18 protein-coding genes are annotated in these 16,651 nt (G+C 72.1%); 12 read left to right on the top strand and 6 right to left on the bottom strand.

All coding sequences use genetic code 11. From position 1 onward, the window contains the following. Window positions 1-19 precede the first annotated feature (19 nt). On the top strand, window positions 20-478 hold the full coding sequence (locus IEX47_RS04970) for a PaaI family thioesterase (protein WP_188782915.1): 459 nt from the start codon (window positions 20-22) through the stop codon (window positions 476-478). On the opposite strand, the gene IEX47_RS04965 is transcribed toward IEX47_RS04970, so the two are convergent. Then, entirely contained in the window at window positions 475-1,008 is a 534-nt protein-coding gene (locus IEX47_RS04965) for a DUF1697 domain-containing protein (protein ID WP_188782914.1), read from the bottom strand. The genes IEX47_RS04970 and IEX47_RS04965 overlap by 4 nt on opposite strands. Window positions 1,009-1,038: 30 nt before the next feature. Between IEX47_RS04965 and IEX47_RS04960 the strand changes: the two genes are divergently transcribed. Continuing rightward, window positions 1,039-1,266 (top strand): hypothetical protein, encoded by a 228-nt coding sequence (locus tag IEX47_RS04960; protein ID WP_188782913.1) that lies wholly within the window; start codon window positions 1,039-1,041, stop codon window positions 1,264-1,266. Window positions 1,267-1,320: 54 nt separating this feature from the next. Beyond that, window positions 1,321-1,524, top strand: coding sequence for a hypothetical protein (locus IEX47_RS04955; RefSeq protein ID WP_188782912.1), 204 nt, complete (start codon window positions 1,321-1,323; stop codon window positions 1,522-1,524). A gap of 83 nt (window positions 1,525-1,607) precedes the next feature. On the opposite strand, the gene IEX47_RS04950 is transcribed toward IEX47_RS04955, so the two are convergent. Then, on the bottom strand, window positions 1,608-2,102 hold the full coding sequence (locus tag IEX47_RS04950; RefSeq protein ID WP_188782911.1) for a beta-class carbonic anhydrase: 495 nt from the start codon (window positions 2,100-2,102) through the stop codon (window positions 1,608-1,610). Window positions 2,103-2,220: 118 nt separating this feature from the next. Between IEX47_RS04950 and IEX47_RS04945 the strand changes: the two genes are divergently transcribed. After that, a complete protein-coding gene (locus tag IEX47_RS04945; protein ID WP_188782910.1) occupies window positions 2,221-3,012 on the top strand; it encodes an alpha/beta hydrolase-fold protein in 792 nt (263 codons plus the stop codon). On the opposite strand, the gene IEX47_RS04940 is transcribed toward IEX47_RS04945, so the two are convergent. From IEX47_RS04940 to IEX47_RS04930, 3 genes are read right to left on the bottom strand one after another with little or no spacing between them, the layout of a single operon-like run. Further along, on the bottom strand, window positions 2,982-4,745 hold the full coding sequence (locus IEX47_RS04940) for an MFS transporter (protein WP_229662639.1): 1,764 nt from the start codon (window positions 4,743-4,745) through the stop codon (window positions 2,982-2,984). The two genes, IEX47_RS04945 and IEX47_RS04940, sit on opposite strands and share 31 nt — an antisense overlap. After that, window positions 4,742-5,437: an LppX_LprAFG lipoprotein gene (locus tag IEX47_RS04935; RefSeq protein ID WP_188782909.1), complete on the bottom strand. Its 696-nt coding sequence runs from the start codon at window positions 5,435-5,437 to the stop codon at window positions 4,742-4,744. The genes IEX47_RS04940 and IEX47_RS04935 overlap by 4 nt, the downstream gene beginning before the upstream one ends. Window positions 5,438-5,442: 5 nt before the next feature. Further along, window positions 5,443-7,923: a DNA gyrase/topoisomerase IV subunit A gene (locus tag IEX47_RS04930; RefSeq protein WP_188782908.1), complete on the bottom strand. Its 2,481-nt coding sequence runs from the start codon at window positions 7,921-7,923 to the stop codon at window positions 5,443-5,445. Between the two features lie 118 nt (window positions 7,924-8,041). On the opposite strand from IEX47_RS04930, the gene IEX47_RS04925 reads away from it, so the two are divergent. Beyond that, window positions 8,042-10,756 carry a bifunctional acetate--CoA ligase family protein/GNAT family N-acetyltransferase gene (locus tag IEX47_RS04925; protein WP_229662638.1) on the top strand — a complete coding sequence of 905 codons (2,715 nt, stop codon included), beginning with the start codon at window positions 8,042-8,044 and terminating at the stop codon, window positions 10,754-10,756. Between the two features lie 41 nt (window positions 10,757-10,797). Then, window positions 10,798-11,322, top strand: coding sequence for a GNAT family N-acetyltransferase (locus tag IEX47_RS04920; protein WP_188782907.1), 525 nt, complete (start codon window positions 10,798-10,800; stop codon window positions 11,320-11,322). Here the strand turns inward: IEX47_RS04920 and IEX47_RS04915 are convergent. Then, window positions 11,319-11,657: a TraR/DksA family transcriptional regulator gene (locus IEX47_RS04915; RefSeq protein WP_188782906.1), complete on the bottom strand. Its 339-nt coding sequence runs from the start codon at window positions 11,655-11,657 to the stop codon at window positions 11,319-11,321. The genes IEX47_RS04920 and IEX47_RS04915 overlap by 4 nt on opposite strands. 45 nt (window positions 11,658-11,702) lie before the next feature. Here IEX47_RS04915 and IEX47_RS04910 point away from each other — a divergent pair, with 45 nt between their 5' ends. The 6 genes from IEX47_RS04910 (at window position 11,703) to IEX47_RS04885 (ending at window position 16,165) form a co-directional block, all read left to right on the top strand. After that, entirely contained in the window at window positions 11,703-12,500 is a 798-nt protein-coding gene (locus IEX47_RS04910; protein ID WP_188782905.1) for a tryptophan 2,3-dioxygenase, read from the top strand. Further along, window positions 12,497-13,702: an aminotransferase class V-fold PLP-dependent enzyme gene (locus IEX47_RS04905; RefSeq protein ID WP_188782904.1), complete on the top strand. Its 1,206-nt coding sequence runs from the start codon at window positions 12,497-12,499 to the stop codon at window positions 13,700-13,702. Before IEX47_RS04910 ends, IEX47_RS04905 begins: the two co-directional genes overlap by 4 nt. 5 nt (window positions 13,703-13,707) lie before the next feature. After that, a complete protein-coding gene (locus IEX47_RS04900; RefSeq protein WP_188782903.1) occupies window positions 13,708-14,202 on the top strand; it encodes a SigE family RNA polymerase sigma factor in 495 nt (164 codons plus the stop codon). Further along, entirely contained in the window at window positions 14,199-14,963 is a 765-nt protein-coding gene (locus IEX47_RS04895) for a hypothetical protein (RefSeq protein ID WP_188782902.1), read from the top strand. The genes IEX47_RS04900 and IEX47_RS04895 overlap by 4 nt, the downstream gene beginning before the upstream one ends. Window positions 14,964-14,986: 23 nt before the next feature. After that, a complete protein-coding gene (locus tag IEX47_RS04890; protein ID WP_229662637.1) occupies window positions 14,987-15,844 on the top strand; it encodes an SCO6745 family protein in 858 nt (285 codons plus the stop codon). 111 nt (window positions 15,845-15,955) lie between these two features. Next, entirely contained in the window at window positions 15,956-16,165 is a 210-nt protein-coding gene (locus IEX47_RS04885; protein WP_188782901.1) for a hypothetical protein, read from the top strand. The last annotated feature ends 486 nt before the right edge of the window (window positions 16,166-16,651 follow it).

The raw sequence follows: 16,651 nt of genomic DNA, 5'->3' as shown, positions 1-16,651 counted from the left end.
CATCGCCTAAGTTGGCGGGGTGACCGACCTCGCCATCCAGGACCGGCTCTTCCCCGACGCGCGCTGCTTCGGCTGTGGGCCTGCCAACGCCGACGGGCTGCGCCTCAAGAGCCACCCCGCCTCCGACACCGTCGTCACGGCGAGCTTCACGCCGTGGCCCCAGCACGACAACGGCGTCGGCTTCCTCAACGGCGGCATCATCGCCACCGTGCTCGACTGCCACAGCGGGGCCGCGGCGTTCCATCACGCCGACCTGCGCGGCTGGGCGCCCCTGGGCGGCGCACCCTTCGCGTTCGTCACCGCGGGCATCGACCTGCGCTACCTGCGGCCGGCGCCGCTCACCGCGACGGTCGACCTGGTCGCCGAGGTGCGTGAGGCGTCGGAGGACGCCGTCACCGTCGACGTACGGCTGGAGCACGAGGGCACGGTCCGGGCCGAGGCTGTCGCGCTGTGGAAGCGCTGGCGGCCGCGGGCCTAGGCCTCGAGCAGCGCGAGCAGCTTGCGGGTCGTGTTCCAGTTGCGCACCGACATCTCCTTGTAGAGCTTCGTGCCGACGACCTTCGTGAGCCGGCTCTTGCTGGCGAGCTCCGCGACACGCGTCGTGTAGAGGACGCCAGGGCCCTTCCAGAGCCGGTCGACGTCGGGGTTGGGGTCGGGCATCCGCTCGAGCGCGTCGGCGGGGGAGAGGCCGGGGCGCAGGAAGTAGACGTCGGGGCGGACGTCGGGGTCGTCGAGCTCCTTCGGCGCCTTGGCGACGACCTTCGCGATCTCGTCGTGACTGCGGACGAGCACCGAGATCGTCAGCCCGAACGCGTCGGTGATGACCTTCTCGAGCTCCTCCTCCGTCGGCCGCTTCGGCGCGGAGAAGAGCACGTTGCCGCTGTTGATGTACGTCGACACGTCGGCGTAGCCCGCCTCCCGGAAGGCCTCCGCGAGCTCCTTCATGACGATCTTGTTGTTGCCGCCCACGTTGATGCCGCGCAGCAGCGCGACGTACCGATCGCTCATGGCTCCGACGGTAGTGGCTAGGGTCGAGCCATGTTCGGCTCCGTGGAGATCCTCGTCCTCACCGTCTTCTTCTGGTTCGTCAGCGTCTGGGTCTTCTACATGATCATCAAGGCCGCGGTCCGCAACGGGATCCTGGAGGCCGACGCGCAGCGCCGCAGCCCCCGGCGTCCGTACGCCAACCTCACGTACGACGAGATCCAGCAGCGCATCGCGGAGCACCGCGCGCAGGAGCCGGGCCAGCCCGGCGACACGCCCTGACGGCGTACGCCGAGGCGCTTCTGGGCACCGGACAGGTGCCGAGAGGAGGCAGCCATGAGGGGAATCGTCGGACTGGTCGTGCTCGTCTGGCTCGTCATCGGGGTGATCGCTGCGTGGCAGCGGGGCTACATCACCAACGACCGTGACGTGAACTGCCGGACCACTGCTGACACCGCCCTGACCGTCATCGCGGGCCCGCTCAACTACCTGGGCGCCAACCCGAAGGTGAAGTGCGACATGCCGAAGCCGTCGAAGTAGGGCTCGACGCAGCAGGGTGAAGACTTCTCGCCAGCATGGGACGAGAAGCCTTCACCCTGTCGTGACGCCGTGACGTCTCGGCGTCAGAACTTCTGCTCGAGCTCGCCGGAGTCGACGTTGTAGACGAAGCCGCCGACCTTCACCGTGTCGGGGATGAGCGGGTGCGCCTTGACCTTGTGGATGTCGGCCTCGAGGGCCGCGACCTGGTCGGCGATCGGGTGGAAGGCGTGCCACGACGCGTCGACACCCGCCGACTCGCCGACCTTGGCCTGGAGCTCGGCCTCGGTGAACTTCGCCATCGCGCACTTGGTGTGCGGGATGACGAGGATCCGGTTGACGTTGAGCAGGTGCGCGCCGAGCACGAGGGCCTCGAGGGCCGCCTCGGTCACGCGACCACCCGGGTTGCGGAAGATCTTGGCGTCGCCCGGCTTCAGGCCGAGGAGGCCGAGCGGGTCGATGCGCGAGTCCATGCAGGTCACGATGGCCACACCGGCCTTCGCGACACCGTCGAAGCCGGCGAGCGCGAAGTCGGCGGCGTACGTCTTGTTGGCAGCGAGAAGATCGTCGAAGTCACCCATGGTCGTGAAGTTAGTCCACCCGGTGTGACGGCGGGATGACGTGGTTCGCACGGTGGTACGTCGACCTCAGCACTTGAAAAGCAGTTCAACTGCCGGGAGTGGGCGCTAGCGTGCGCGCGTGGGACTCACACGACGCGGGCTGCTGCTGGGCGGGATGGCGGGCGCGGCTGTCGTCGCGGGTGCAGGTGCGCTCGTCGAGGGCGCGGTCGTGCCCGGCGCCGACAGCGACGGAGGTGACCTCTCGCGCGGCGTCCTCCGCGGTGCGGAGTGGTGGATCAGCCGTCCGGACGGCGCGTCGGGCCGGCTGCCGGTCGTCGTCGCCCTCCACGGTGCATACGCCGGCGCCGAGCAGTGGCGTCGCAAGCTCGACCTCGACGACGCCCATCGCGCCTCGGGCGCCCGCTTCGCGCTCGCCGCCATCGACGGGGGAGTCCACGACTACTGGCACCCGCGTGCCGTCGGCCGCGACCCGCGGTCGCTCGTGCTCGACCGCTTCCTGCCGCTGCTGGCGCGGGAGGGGCTCGACGTCGCGCGGCCGGCGTTCCTCGGGTGGTCGATGGGTGGCTACGGCGCCCTCATGCTGGCCACCGAGATCGACCACGCCGGACCCGTCGTGGCCACGAGCCCCGCGCTGTGGTCGCGCTTCGAGGACTCCGCGCCCGGCGCGTACGACGGCCCCACCGACTTCGCGCGCTGGGGCATCCTCGGCAACCACGCACGCATCGACCGGCTCGCCCGCGACCGCGTCCGTGTCGACTGCGGTGCCAGCGACCCGTTCGTCCCCGGCGTCACCGAGCTGCGGCGTGAGCTGCCGTCGGCGAAGGTGCGCTTCAGCCCGGGCGCGCACAACGCCGGCTACTGGAAGCGGGTGCTCCCGGCTCAGCTGGCCTGGCTCGACGCCCGGGTCTGAACGCCGCCCCTCCGCGGGGCATGCGGGTCGCGCAGCAGCACGAGCGCGAGGACGGCGCCGAGGGTCGCGCAGGCTGCGGCGCCGGTGAAGACCGTCTGCTCCTGGACGAGCGCGGCGGCGGAGGCCGAGCTGCCGCCCTCGAGGGCGACGTGGAAGCGGTGGAGGCCGACCGCGGTCAGGGTCGAGAGGCCGACCAGCATGCCGACCATCCGCGCGACGACGGCGAGTGCCGCGCTCACGCCGTGGGAGTCGGCCGGCGTGTGCCCGAGCAGCGCGGTGGTGACCGGGGCGAGCGCGAGGCCGAAGCCCAGGCCGCAGAGGACGAGCGCCAGCGTCGGGACGACGACGGAGGCCAGCGTGGCGCCGTCCCACTGCGCCATCAGGCCGAAGCCGCAGGCGGCGGCGAGCAGGCCGGTGGTCGCGACCCAGGCCGTGCCGAAGCGCCGTGTCGCGAGCCCGCCGAGCCAGGCGCCGACGGGCAGCGCCGCGAGGAACCGCACCAGCACCAGCGCGGCCATCAGCTGCGAGTCGGGGTAGCGGGTCGTGCGGGCGAAGATCGGGATGTCGACGAGCGCCGCGATCAGGGCCGCGCCCACCAGGAAGCTGACCAGCAGCGCGCCCCACGCCGGCCGCGCGCGGAGGCTGTCCAGGCGGATCAGCGGGTTCTCGGCGCGGCGCAGGTGCACGAGGAGGGTGAGCAGCGCGAGTGCCGAGCCCAGGAGGTACCAGTGGCCCTGCGGCGCGAAGAGCTGCACCGCGGGGTCGGCCGTCGCGAACGCCAGCACGACACCGCCCAGCGCCACCGCGAGCAGCAGCGCACCGGTCACGTCGGCCTGTCGCAGCGCCCCCACCCACCCGCGTACCTCGACCAGTGGCCGCCGCGCGAACGTGCACCGCAGCAGCAGCGCGACGAGGGCGGTGACCACGGCGATGCCGAGGGGAGTGGTCCAGTCGGAGCCGCCGGCGTACGGGATGAAGAGCTGGCCCCAGAAGAGGTCGCGCTGCACCACCGGAGGCCGCAGCACGAGCAGCAGGTCGGCCGCGACTGCCACCGCGAGCAACGCGAGCGAGAGCCAGTCGAGGTGCCGCAGTGCGGAGCCTCGTCCAGCAGCCGGGGTGCCCTCCGCCGCGGGCGCGGCACCGCGCGCGGCCAGGATCCGGAGGCCGACCAGCAGCGCGACGGCGACGACCACGTTGATCACGAAGATGACCTGCCAGAACGCCAGCGCCAGCACGACCGCACCGAAGAGCGGACCGACGACGCTGCCGATCTCCTGGACGGCGGAGACCGCTCCGAGCGGCACGGCGCGACGTGACGGGGGATAGAGGTCCGCGACCAGCGCGAGCGTCGCCGGCACCAGGCCGCCACCACCGACGCCCTGCAGGAAGCGCCCAGCGACCAGCGGCCCGAAGCCGACGGAGAACGCCGTGACGAAGGAGCCCACCGCGAAGATGCCGAGGCAGAGGGTGAGCACCGGAAGCCGGCCGCGCAGGTCCGCGAGGCGACCGATGAGCGGGAGCATCGCGACGTACCCGAGGAGGAAGCCGGAGACGATCGGGGCGGCGCGCTGCAGCTCGGTGATGGCGATGCCGAAGGAGGCCATCATCTCCGGCAGGGCCAGGACGACGACGTAGGTGTCAGCGGCGGCGAACGCCACCGCGACGGCCGCCAGGGTGAGGAGCGCCGACGGCCGGCGGGCGCCGGCGACGGGGCTGGTCACGGGCTGGGTCACGGAGCGGAGATCGCCTTGGTGACGCCGTAGTGCACCAGGCGCACGGTGTACGTCGTCGGGGCCTCGCCGGCGTAGAAGTCACCGGTGACCTCGACGGTGCGGAGGAACCCCTTGGCGTCGACCTCGTAGCGGACCTTGAAGTCGCCGGTGCCCATGCCGAGCACGTCGTGGATCTGCGCGGAGGTCAGCACGCCGGTGTACTCGGTGAGCACCTCCTTGTTGTCCTCGCCGCCGCGGACGGTGTCGCCCACCGCGAGGTCCTTGGTCTCCGCGAGCAGGTCCGAGACGCCGCCGTCGGCCGAGAGCAGCTTGCCCGGGTCCGGCACGCCGTAGTCCTGCGGGTCGACCTTGGTGAAGCCGGGGCCGAGCAGCGCCTGCTTGATCCAGACCGTGCCGCCCTTGGCGATGACCTGCGCGTCGGCGAGGATGCCCATCGCCTTGACGCTCAGGGTGCCCTCGAAGGAGTCGGGGTGCACCGCCGTGCCGTCACCGCCGACGAGCAGGAAGCCCGCGCCCTGGTCCGGCAGGCCGGCGCTGGTCAGCTCGAGGTCGACCCCCGAGGTCGCGTCCAGCTTCGCAGCGGCCGCGGCCATCACCTTCTCCGGCGAGGCGCCCTTCGGCTTCCCCTCGTCGCTGGAGCAGGCGGGGAGCAGCAGGAGGGAGGCCGTCAGCGCGGCCGTGACGAGGCGCATGCCGGTCAGCCTGCCACAGGGGGCGTGGGCGCCGGCGTGCCGAGCTGCAGCGCGACCGGAGCGGCGCACGCGGCGATCGGCTGCGCCAGGGGTACGCCGGAGCCGTCGCGCCGCGGGTCGATCTCGGGCAGGTCGACCGCAGCACCGCTGGCGGCTGCCGCACGGGCCGGCGGCTCGCCCGCCCAGGCGAAGACCAGGGTGTCCTCGCCCTTGAGCATGCGGTGGCAGCGGACGCCGCCCGTGCCGCGGCCCTTGGGCGGGTACTCCGTGAACGGGGTGACCTTGGCCGAGCCGGCCTCGGTGCCGGGCAGCGCGGTGCTCGAGCCGGAGGCGGTCACCACGACCGCGTCGTCGGAGACCGCGCCGAACCACGCGACGTGCGCGCCGTCGGAGAGCCGGATGCCGGCGATGCCGCCGCCCGCGCGGCCCTGCGGCCGCACCGACTCGGCGGTGAAGTGGAGCAGCTGCGCGTCCGTGGTGATGAAGCACAGCGTCTCGGCGCGGTCGGTCATCTCCAGGGCGCCGACGACCTCGTCGCCATCCTTGAGGGAGATGTAGTCCCACTCGTCCTTGGCCGCGAGGTACTCCGGGTTGACCCGCTTCACGATGCCCTGGCGGGTGCCGACGGCGAGCCCGAGGCTGCCCTCGGCGAACGACGTGAGCCCGAGGACGCGCTCGCCGGCCTCCAGCGAGACGAACTCGGAGACCGGGGCTCCGCCCGTCAGGTGGGGATCGTTGGCGGTCGACGGCAGCGTCGGCAGGTCGAGCACGCCCAGCTTGAGCACGCGGCCCCGGGAGGTGAGCACGCCGACCTCGCCGCGCGCGGTCGCACGCACCGCGGAGGTGATCACGTCGTGCTTGCCGCGTGGCCCGCCGGCACCGGGGGCGTCGGCCGTCGTCGTACGCGCGAGGAGACCGGAGGACGACAGGTAGACGAAGCACGGGTCGTCGGCCACCTCGAGCGGGACCGCGCTGGTGACCGCGACGCCGGCCGACTCGAGCAGGACCGTGCGGCGCGGGGTGCCGAAGGTCTTGGCGACCTCGCCCAGCTCGTCGGAGACGACCTTCCGCAGCAGCTTCTCGTCGTTGAGGATCGCGTCGAGCTCCTCGATGGTCCGCTTGAGGTCCTCCTGCTCCTTCTCGAGCTCGAGGCGGGAGAACTTCGTCAGGCGGCGCAGGGCCATGTCGAGGATGTACTCGGCCTGCAGCTCCGACAGCTCGAAGATGTCGATGAGGCGCTCCTTGGCGGCCGCCGCGTTGTCCGACGTGCGGATCACCTGGATCACCTCGTCGATGTCGAGGATCGCGATGAGCAGCCCCTCGACCAGGTGCAGGCGGTCGGCGGCCTTCTTGCGGCGGAACGCCGAGCGGCGGCGTACGACGTCGAACCGGTGGCCGAGGAAGACCTCGAGGAGCTCCTTGAGGCCGAGCGTGCGCGGCTGGCCCTCGACGAGGCAGACGGCGTTGATCGAGAACGACTCCTCGAGCGGGGTCTGCTTGTAGAGCTGCTCGAGGATCGCCTCGGGGTGGAAGCCGTTCTTGACCTCGATCACCAGGCGCGTGGGGTTCGCCATGTCCGAGAGGTCCTTGACGTCGGAGATGCCCTGGAGCTTCTTCGCCTGGACGAGCGACTTCATCCGCTCGACGACCTTCTCGATGCCGACGTTGTAGGGCATCTCGGTGACGACGATGGCCTTCTTGCGGCCCTGCGTCTCGATCCGCGCGGTGGCCCGCATGCGGAAGCTGCCGCGGCCGGAGAGATAGGCGTCGCGGATGCCGTCGAGGCCGATGATCTTGCCGCCGGTCGGGAGGTCCGGGCCGGGGATGAAGCGCATCAGGTCGTCGACCGACGCCTTCGGGTGCGTGATCAGGTGGCGCAGCGCCTGGACCGTCTCGACCAGGTTGTGGGGCGCCATGTTGGTCGCCATGCCGACCGCGATGCCGGTGGTGCCGTTGACGACGAGGTTGGGCAGCGCGGAGGGGAGCACGGTGGGCTCCATCTCGCGGCTGTCGTAGTTGGGCTTGAAGTCGACGGTGTCCTCGTCGATGGACGCGGTCATCGCCAGGGCGGCCGGCGACATCCGGGCCTCGGTGTAACGCATGGCGGCCGGGCCGTTGTCGGGGGAGCCGAAGTTGCCGTGGCCGTCGATGAACGGCACGCGCATCGACCACGGCTGGGCCATGCGGACCATCGCGTCGTAGATGGCGGAGTCGCCGTGGGGGTGCAGCCGGCCCATGACCTCACCGACGACGCGGGCGCTCTTGACGTGCCCGCGGTCGGGCCGCAGGCCCATGTCGTTCATCGTGTAGAGGATCCGTCGCTGCACCGGCTTGAGGCCGTCGCGCGCGTCGGGCAGTGCGCGCGAGTAGATGACGGAGTACGCGTACTCGAGGAACGACGAGCGCATCTCGTCGCGGACGTCGATGTCGAGGATGTGCTCCTCGAAGTCCTCCGGGGGCGGTGCGGGGGTGCTGCGGCGTGCCATGTGCGCATTCTCGCGGGCGCACCGCACGGATCCGCACCCGGCGCGCCGAGCGTGGCTGCCTTGGGACGGTTGCAAGACGGTTCATGCGCCGGAAATGCCGGACCGCTAGATTTCGTGTGTGAGCGATCCCGCGGCCCCGCCGGCCACCGGTGCCCTGGTGGCCGAGCCGCCCCCGCACTGGGCGGCCGACGTGCTGCTGCTCGACGGCGGCACGGCGCACATCCGGCCGATCCGCCCCGAGGACGCCCCGGCGCTGGAGGCGTTCTACGCCCGCGTCTCCGACCGCTCGAAGTACTACCGGTTCTTCGCCCCGCGCCCGCGGCTCTCGCCGCGCGAGCTGGCCCTCTTCACCCGCGTCGACCACACGAAGCGCATCGCGTTCGTCATGGAGCTCGCCGGCAAGATCATCGCCGTCGGCCGCTTCGACGTCGTGCACCCCGGCGAGGCCGAGGTCGCCTTCCTCGTCGAGGACCGCCACCAGGGCCGGGGCATCGCCCAGATCCTGCTCGAGCACCTCGCCCAGGCCGGCCGCGAGCGCGGCGTACGCCGGTTCACCGCCGACGTGCTGCCCGACAACCAGCGGATGATCGCGACCTTCGAGGCGGCCGGCTACCAGGTCATGGGCGGCGTCGAGGACGGCGTGATGACGCTCGGCTTCGACATCGACCCGACCACCACCGCCATCGGCGTGATGCAGGACCGCGAGCACCGGGCCGAGTCGGCCGCGATCGCCCAGTTCCTCGCCGCCCGGTCGGTGGCCGTCATCGGTGCCTCGCGCCGCAAGGACTCGATCGGCGAGGCGCTCGTGCGCAACCTCGTGGCCGGCGACTTCCGCGGCCGCGTCCACATCGTCAACCCGGCGGCCGAGTCGATGCGCGGCCTCCCGGCGTACGCGTCGGTGGGGGAGATCCCCGGCGAGGTCGACCTGGCGATCGTCGCAGTGCCCGCCGAGGCCGTGCAGGACGTCGTGCTCGACTGCGCCGCCAAGGGCGTCAAGGGGCTCGTCGTCATCTCGTCGGGCTTCGCCGAGACCGGTGACGAGGGCCGCCAGCGGCAGCGGAAGCTGGTCGGGCTGGCCCGCTCCTACGGCCTGCGGCTGATCGGGCCCAACTGCCTCGGCGTCATCAACACCGACCCCGCCGTGTCGATCAACGCCTCGCTGTCGCGCAACATGCCGGCGCGCGGTCGCGCGGGCTTCTTCTGCCAGTCGGGTGCGCTCGGCTCCGCGATCCTCGACAAGGTCAACGCACGTGGCCTCGGCCTGTCGACGTTCGTCTCGGCGGGCAACCGCGCCGACGTCTCCGGCAACGACCTCCTGCAGTACTGGGAGGAGGACGAGTCGACCGAGGTCGTCCTGCTCTACATGGAGTCGATGGGCAACCCGCGCAAGTTCTCGCGCATCGCCCGCCGCGTCTCGCGCACCAAGCCGATCGTGGCCGTGCGGTCGGGGCGCACGACGCAGGGTGTGCCGATGGGCCACCAGGTCCGCACGTCGACCACGCCCCCGGGTGCCGTCGACGCGATGTTCCGCCAGGCGGGCGTCATCCAGGTCGACACGCTGGAGGAGATGTTCGACGTCGCGCAGGTGCTCGCGCACCAGCCGCTGCCGGCCGGTCGCCGCATCGCGATCGTGGGCAACTCCGACGCGATCGGGCTGCTCGCGCGCGACGCCGCCGCGTCCAGCGGCCTGGTCATCTCGCACCAGACCAACCTGGGTGCGCGGGCCTCCGCCGACGACTTCGAGTCCGCGCTGCTCGAGGCGACCGGGTCCGACGACGTCGACGCGGTCGTCGCGGTCTGGATCCCTCCGCTCAACGCCTCCGCGGCTGCGCCGGCCACCGCGCTCGCCACCGTCGCCCAGAAGTCCACCAAGCCGATCGTCTCGACCTTCCTCGGCGAGAAGGGCGTCCCCTCCCAGCTCCGCGTCGCCGACGTCGACGGGGGAGCCGCGGGCCGTGGCTCGGTGCCGTCGTACCCCGCGGTGGAGTCGGCCGTCCGAGCCCTCGCCCACGCCGTCGAGTACGCCGTGTGGCGGCGCATGCCGCAGCACGAGGCGGCCGAGCTGCAGGTTGCGCCCGAGGTCGGCCGCGCGGTCGTCGACCGGGTCGTCGAGAACGCCACCCGCGGGCGCAACCTCGAATACGCCGAGTCGCGCGACCTGCTCGCGGCGTACGGCATCACGCTGTGGCCCTCGGTGGGCGTCGACACCGTCGAGGAGGCGATCGCCGCCGGCTCCGACCTCGGCTGGGACGTCGTGCTGAAGGCGACCGCCGACCGGTTCCGCCAGCGCCCCGACCTCGTGCACTCGTGGCGGCACATCCGTGACGCCGACGAGATGAAGCAGGCCTGGGCGATGCTCCGGGCCCGCGTCGACCGGCCCGACGAGGCGGCGTTCGTCGTCCAGCCGACCGCGCCCGAGGGCGTGCCCGTCTCGATCGCCGCCGAGGAGGACGCGCTCTTCGGCCCGGTCATCTCGTTCGGCATCGCGGGGCCCGTCTCCGAGCTGCTCGGCGACCGCTCCTGGCGGATCCCGCCGCTGTCGGTCAACGACGCCCGCGCGATGACGCGCGAGATTAAGGGCTCGCCGATGCTCTTCGGCTACCGCGGCTCCGACATCGCCGACGTCGATGCGGTCGAAGACCTCCTGCTGCGCGTGGCGCGGCTCAAGAACGACCTCCCGCAGGTGCACTCCATCGTCCTGCCGCTGGTGCTCGCCGGGCGCGAGGGTGCATCGGTGCTCTCGTCGTCGATCCGGGTCCAGCCGGTCACCGACGCGCGCGTCGACTGGTTCGCTCGCCGGCTGACCCCGCTCCCGGGGGACACGCTGCACTGAGGGCGCTCCGGAGGGGGTGCCGTTGTCGGCTTGAATGAGGCATGGACTTCAGCGTGCGGGTGGCGACGGCGAACGACGCGGGTGCCTGCGCCGGGATCTACGGTCCGTACGTCGAGGACACGGTCGTCAGCTTCGAGACCGAGGCGCCGACGCCGGAGCAGATGGCCGCGCGGATCGGCAGCGCGATCCGCTGGCTCGTGGCCGTCGACGCGGACGACACCGTCATCGGCTACGCCTATGCGAGCAGCCACCGCGAGCGGGCGGCGTACCGGTTCGCGTGCGACGTCAGCGTGTACGTCCGTCCGGGCAACGCGGGCAGGGGAGTGGGCCGCGCGCTCTATGAGGCGCTGCTCGCCGACGTCGAGCAGCAGGGCTACCGGATGGCGTGCGCCGGCATCGCGCTGCCGAACCCCGCGAGCGTCGGCCTGCACACGGCGCTGGGCTTCCGCCCCGTCGGCACCTACGAGCGGATCGGCTGGAAGCGCGGTGCCTGGCACGACGTGCACTGGATGCAGCGCCCGCTGGGCGGCGACGGTCCGCCGCTCGGCGAGCCCCGGCCCGCCTAGACCCGGGAGGCGCAGTCGATGCAGAGACGCGCGACGGGCCGCGCCTCCAGCCGCCCCTCGCTGATCTGCTGACCACACCGCTCGCAGACGCCGTAGGTCCCAGCCTCGACCCGCTCGAGTGCAGCGGAGATCTCGGCCAGCCCCTCACGCGCCTGCCGGATCAGGGCGCCGACCTGGGAGCGCTCGAAGGCGATCGTCGCGCCTTCCGGGTCGTGCTCGTCGTCCGCGTTGCTGTCGTACGACGCAGCGACCACCGCTTCGTAGGTCCCGGTGAGCCCGGCCAGCCGCCGGCGCGTCTCGTCGCGCTGCTGCTCGAGCCGTTCGCGCGCGTCCATGCGTCGATCCTCCCCGCCGCCCACAAGGGCGAGCATGATGGCCGGGTGACATCCCACACCGACGCCGGTGCCGCCCACCCCGCGGTCACCTACAGCTCCTACCTCGCCCTCGACGACCTGCTCGCGGCGCAGCACCCACGCTCCGACGAGCACGACGAGCTGCTCTTCATCGTCATCCACCAGACCTACGAGCTGTGGTTCAAGCAGCTCCTCCACGAGCTCGCGCACCTCCAGTGCGTGCTCGAGGGCGGCCTCACCCCGCAGGCCGAGGGCACGCTCCGCCGGGTGCTGACGATCTTCAAGACGATCGTGGCCCAGGTCGACGTGCTCGAGACGATGACGCCGCGGCAGTTCGCCAGCTTCCGCGGACGGCTCGCGCAGTCGAGCGGCTTCCAGTCCGCGCAGTTTCGCGAGCTCGAGGCGGTCCTCGGCCGCCGCGACCCACAGGTCTTCGAGCACTACCCGGAGGGTCCGTCGCGCGACCGGATCGCCGCGGCCATGGCGCGCCCCTCCCTCTACGACTCGTTCGTCACCTACCTCGCGCGACAGGGGTACGCCGCCAGCCCGCGCGCCGACGTGACCTCACCGGTCGCGCCGCGCCCCGACGTACAGGAGCTGCTGCTGCAGGCGTACGCCGACGACGGTGACGCCGTGCGCGTCGCCGAGCGCCTGGTCGACCTCGACGAGGGGCTGATGGAGTGGCGCTACCGGCACGTGAAGATGGTCGAGCGCACGATCGGCATGAAGCCGGGCACCGGCGGCTCGGCGGGCGCGGCGTACCTCCGCACGACGCTCGACCAGCCGATGTTCCCCGACCTGTGGGCGATCCGGAGCTCGCTGTGAGCCTGGCTGCCCGCCTCGCCCCGCACTACAGCCGCTTCCGGGTCAGCGAGCGCCTGCTGCTCACCGGCCACTCGCACCAGGCCTGGCCCGACGTCGCGCTCCTCGGCTTGGAAGAGGCGTACGCCGACGCCGCGGAGCTGGTCGACGAGAAGTGGTCGCGCGCCTTCGCGAGAGCGGAGGACGTGCGCGAGGGGTTCCGTCGCCTGCTCGACGACCCTGACGCCGAGATCGCGCTCGGGTCGAGCACCCACGAGCTGCTGGTCCGCTTCCTCTCCGCGCTCGACCTGCGGGCCCGGCCGCGGATCGTGACCACCGACGGCGAGTTCCATTCCGCACGCCGGCAGCTGGCCCGCCTCGGAGAGGCCGGCGTCGAGCTGGTCGTGGTCTCCGCCTCGCCGGCCGACACCCTTGCCGAACGGCTCGCCGCAGAGGTCGACGAGCGCACCGCCGCGGTGCTGACGTCGTCGGTCCTCTTCGCGACCTCGCGCGTTGTGGCCGGCCTCGACGAGGTGGCAGCGGCGTGCGAGCGTGTCGGCGCGGAGCTGCTCGTCGACGCCTACCACCAGCTCGGGGTGGTGCCCCTGTCGCTGGACGCGGCGGGGCTGACGAACGCGTGGGTCGTCGGCGGTGGCTACAAGTACCTCCAGCTCGGCGAGGGCAACTGCTTCCTCCGCCTGCCCCCGCACGCCTCGTCGATGCGGCCCGTCGTCACCGGCTGGTACGCCGAGTTCGGGGCGCTGGCCGGTGCCGGCGGCGCGGGCGAGGTGGTCTACGGCCCCGGTGCCACGCGCTTCGCGGGCTCCACGTACGACCCGACCTCGCACTACCGCGCGGCTCGTGTACTGCGGTTCTTCGCGGACCAGGGCCTCACCGCTGACGTGCTGGCGGCGTCGTACCGCCGGCAGCGGGAGGTGCTCGCGTCCGCGTTCGACGCGCTCGGTGCGTCCGACGAGGTGATCACCCGCGACCGCACGACGCCGTCCGACGGCTTCGGCGGGTTCCTGTCGCTCGAGACGCCGCACGCCGGCCGGCTGCAGGAGCTGCTCGCCGGGCGCGGTGTCCTCACCGACAGCCGGGGGAGTCACCTGCGGCTCGGACCCGCGCCGTACCTCTCCGATGCGCAGCTGACCGAGGCCGTCGCGCACCTGGGCGAGGCGATCCGCGAGCTCGATGCAACCCCGCGCCGTACGGGATCCGTCTGAGCGATGTGAAACCCACCCACGAAGCCGAGTACGAAGCATTCGTCCTCCAGCACCGCGGCCGGCTCCTCGCCACGGCGCTCCACCTGACGGGCGACGTCCACCTCGCCGAGGACCTGGTGCAGAACGCACTGGTCCGGCTCTACCTCGCGTGGGGCAGGGCGCGGACCACGTCGACCGCGGCGTACAGCCGGCGGATCCTGCTCAACGGGTTCGTCGACCACCACCGACGCCCGTGGGTACGCCGCGAGCGCACCGCCGACCGGCTGCCCGACAGCGCGGCCGCGGAGGTGTCGGCCGCCGACCCCGAGCTGATGGCTGCGCTCGCCGCGCTCCCGCCACGGATGCGGGCGGCGGTCGTCCTGCGGCACGTCGAGGACCTGTCGGTCGAGGACGTCGCGGACGCCCTCGGCTGCTCCACCGGCACCGTCAAGAGCCAGACCGCGCGCGCCCTCGACAAGCTCCGCGCCGCGCTTCCCGACCTCGAGAGGAACCCCTCATGAACGACGTCATCGACCGCCTCGCCGGTCTCCGCTCCGAGCCCTCCGTCAACCACGCCGTCGACCCTTCCGTCGTCGGCGCCGATGTACGCCGGGGCCGCCGCGCCGTCGCCCGCCGCCGGGCTGTGCGGGGTGCGAGCGCGGGGGTCTTCGCGCTCGCCGTCGGGGGAGTGGCGACCACGGTCGCGACCCACCGGGCGCCCGCCGACACGGGTCTCGACCTGGTCACCTACGACGGCCCGCAGCTGCCCGGCTTCACGGTCGACAAGGTGCCCGAGGGCTACGTGCTGCAGGGCGCGACGGCGTACACGCTGGACGTGGCGAAGCCCGGTGACACGAGCAGCCTCGACGACTTCCGGGGCAAGCTCGTGGTGATGCTGGAGCAGACCGATCCGGCGCCGGCGAAGGTCGGCGAGCCGTGCGGAGGCTCGGTGGAGCGGCACGGCAAGAAGCTGCTGTTCCGGTTCAACGACGGCCGGCCTCCGGTGGAGGTCCGCGACGGCAGCGACGCGACGAAGCTGCCGGCGTTCGACTGCGAGGGCACGGAGCCGGCTCCTCTTCCGGCCCTCGAGCCGTTCGACGTCGACGGCGCCGCCGCGAAGATCACAACCAACTCCGAGGGCACGCGGACCCTGCGCTACGAGCACGGCGACTACCGGGTCGTGGTCCAGCTCTGGCCCACGCTGAAGCTGAGCAACGCCGAGCTGGTGGAGTTCGCCGACGGGCTGTCTGTGACCAGTGCCGCCAGGCCCGGCGTCGGCTGACCTCACTCGCCTAGGGTGAGGACGTGCGCGACACCGCCCGTCAGGCCTGGATGCTCCTCGAACCGATCCACGCGGTCACCTACTTCTCGCCCGAGCCGCTCGCGGCGCTGCGCGAGGCGGGGTACCGCGGCTTCTGGATGGGCTACTTCGCGGGCCGCGCGGCACCCCTCGGGCCGGCCTCGGCGGAGCTGGTGCATGCGCTCTTCTACAACTTCACGCCGTCGCACGTGGGGAAGGCGCTGCCGGACGCGTGGTCGTTCGCGCCTCCGGCGGCAGCCCTGGGCGCCCGGCTCGACGGCTCGGTGGCCGCGCTCCGGAGACTCCTGGGCGACGCTGACGGCATCGAGCGTGCCGCGGACCTCGCCCTCAAGGCGGCCTCCCACGCACCCGCCGAGGGCCGCGCGCTCTTCGCCGCGAACCGCTCCCTCGCCGTACCCACGGACCCGCTCGCGCGGCTCTGGCACGCCGCCACCCTCCTGCGCGAGCACCGCGGTGACGGCCACGTCGCCGTCCTCGTCGCGGCCGGCATCAGCGGCCGCGAGGCGCACGTCCTCCACGCCCTCACCAGCGGCACCCCCGCCGAGGTGTACGCCGTCGCCCGCGGCCTCGGCGAAGCGGAGTGGTCGGCGCTCTGCGAGGACCTGTCGCTGCGTGGCCTCGTCGCGGACGGCCAGGTGACCGAGCTCGGTCGCGACGTGAAGGCCGTCGTCGAGGAGCAGACCGACCGGCTCGCAGCCACCGCCTACGCGGGCCTGACCGCAGCCGAGATGGCTGAGCTGCTCGACCTGCTGCGTCCGCTCGCACGCGCTGTCGTCGCCGGCGGTGACCTCCCCGCGAAGTCCCCCATGGGCCTGGACCTGGACGAGGTGCTGGGGGAGTAGTGCGCTCCATCTCTCACTCGTGCAGCGAAACACCGGGCGCCGAGCGAGCGTGGGCCAGGTCCTGGGCGAGAACACGATGCTCTTCCCGAACGGGGGTCTAGGCTCCGGCACATGGTCAGTTCACGGATGAGGGACGTCCTTACGTTCGTCATCTGGTTCGCGCTTGTCATGGTCATCAGTTGGGCGCTGGACACCCAGCAGGTTCATCCTGCCGCGCACCTCTGGGGTGTGGCGCTGACCGTGCTTGCTGCCTGGGGCATGTACGTGCTCGTGCGCGCCGTCGTCATGCGAATTCTGGGCGCGCAGAGTTCGTCGCGCTGATCCGGCGAGCAGGACTCAATGATTCGGGCCGTGGGTCGGGGAAGGCCTTTGGGTCCGGGCTGCGCCCGAGGAGTGCGTCCGTTGGTACCGCAGCGGGAATTTTCGGGGTCGCCGCTCCATGGGAACGGCGACCCCTGGCGCCCGGCCCGACTCGAACGGTGCCGTCATCCCTGAGTTCAGTGACGCCCGGTACCAGCGCCGGGCGTTGAGCGGGCTGGCCGACAACGGTACGCCCGCGAAACGTTGCCCTGCGAGCGGAGTAGATCCGCCCGCTCATGCCGATGAGCGGGCAATCAGGCCTAGGCTCCGACCGTGACCGAAGATGCCGACGACCTGGCTCGCGAGTGGGACGTCATGCGCTCGGTCGGCGACCCAATGGCCAACGACATTGTCCGTGCCGCCGAAGTTGAGTCCCCGATAGTGGTGTAGCGCGGTCGCCGAGACCGTCGCCGGCGTGTACGGCAGACGAAGACGCGGCCACCGCGT

Origin of the sequence: Nocardioides phosphati, assembly GCF_014646375.1 — a bacterium.
Lineage (GTDB): Bacteria > Actinomycetota > Actinomycetes > Propionibacteriales > Nocardioidaceae > Nocardioides > Nocardioides phosphati.
Note: the sequence above shows the minus strand (reverse complement) of the source record. Positions and strands in the feature narration are given on the sequence as shown.

Excerpts from the sequence above, each read along its gene's own strand:
- IEX47_RS04965 (WP_188782914.1), bottom strand. The coding sequence starts at position 1,008 with ATGAGCGATCGGTACGTCGCGCTGCTGCGCGGCATCAACGTGGGCGGC.
- IEX47_RS04960 (WP_188782913.1), top strand. The coding sequence starts at position 1,039 with ATGTTCGGCTCCGTGGAGATCCTCGTCCTCACCGTCTTCTTCTGGTTC.
- IEX47_RS04955 (WP_188782912.1), top strand. The coding sequence starts at position 1,321 with ATGAGGGGAATCGTCGGACTGGTCGTGCTCGTCTGGCTCGTCATCGGG.
- IEX47_RS04950 (WP_188782911.1), bottom strand. The coding sequence starts at position 2,102 with ATGGGTGACTTCGACGATCTTCTCGCTGCCAACAAGACGTACGCCGCC.
- IEX47_RS04935 (WP_188782909.1), bottom strand. The coding sequence starts at position 5,437 with ATGCGCCTCGTCACGGCCGCGCTGACGGCCTCCCTCCTGCTGCTCCCC.
- IEX47_RS04930 (WP_188782908.1), bottom strand. The coding sequence starts at position 7,923 with ATGGCACGCCGCAGCACCCCCGCACCGCCCCCGGAGGACTTCGAGGAG.
- IEX47_RS04920 (WP_188782907.1), top strand. The coding sequence starts at position 10,798 with ATGGACTTCAGCGTGCGGGTGGCGACGGCGAACGACGCGGGTGCCTGC.
- IEX47_RS04915 (WP_188782906.1), bottom strand. The coding sequence starts at position 11,657 with ATGGACGCGCGCGAACGGCTCGAGCAGCAGCGCGACGAGACGCGCCGG.
- IEX47_RS04895 (WP_188782902.1), top strand. The coding sequence starts at position 14,199 with ATGAACGACGTCATCGACCGCCTCGCCGGTCTCCGCTCCGAGCCCTCC.
- IEX47_RS04885 (WP_188782901.1), top strand. The coding sequence starts at position 15,956 with ATGGTCAGTTCACGGATGAGGGACGTCCTTACGTTCGTCATCTGGTTC.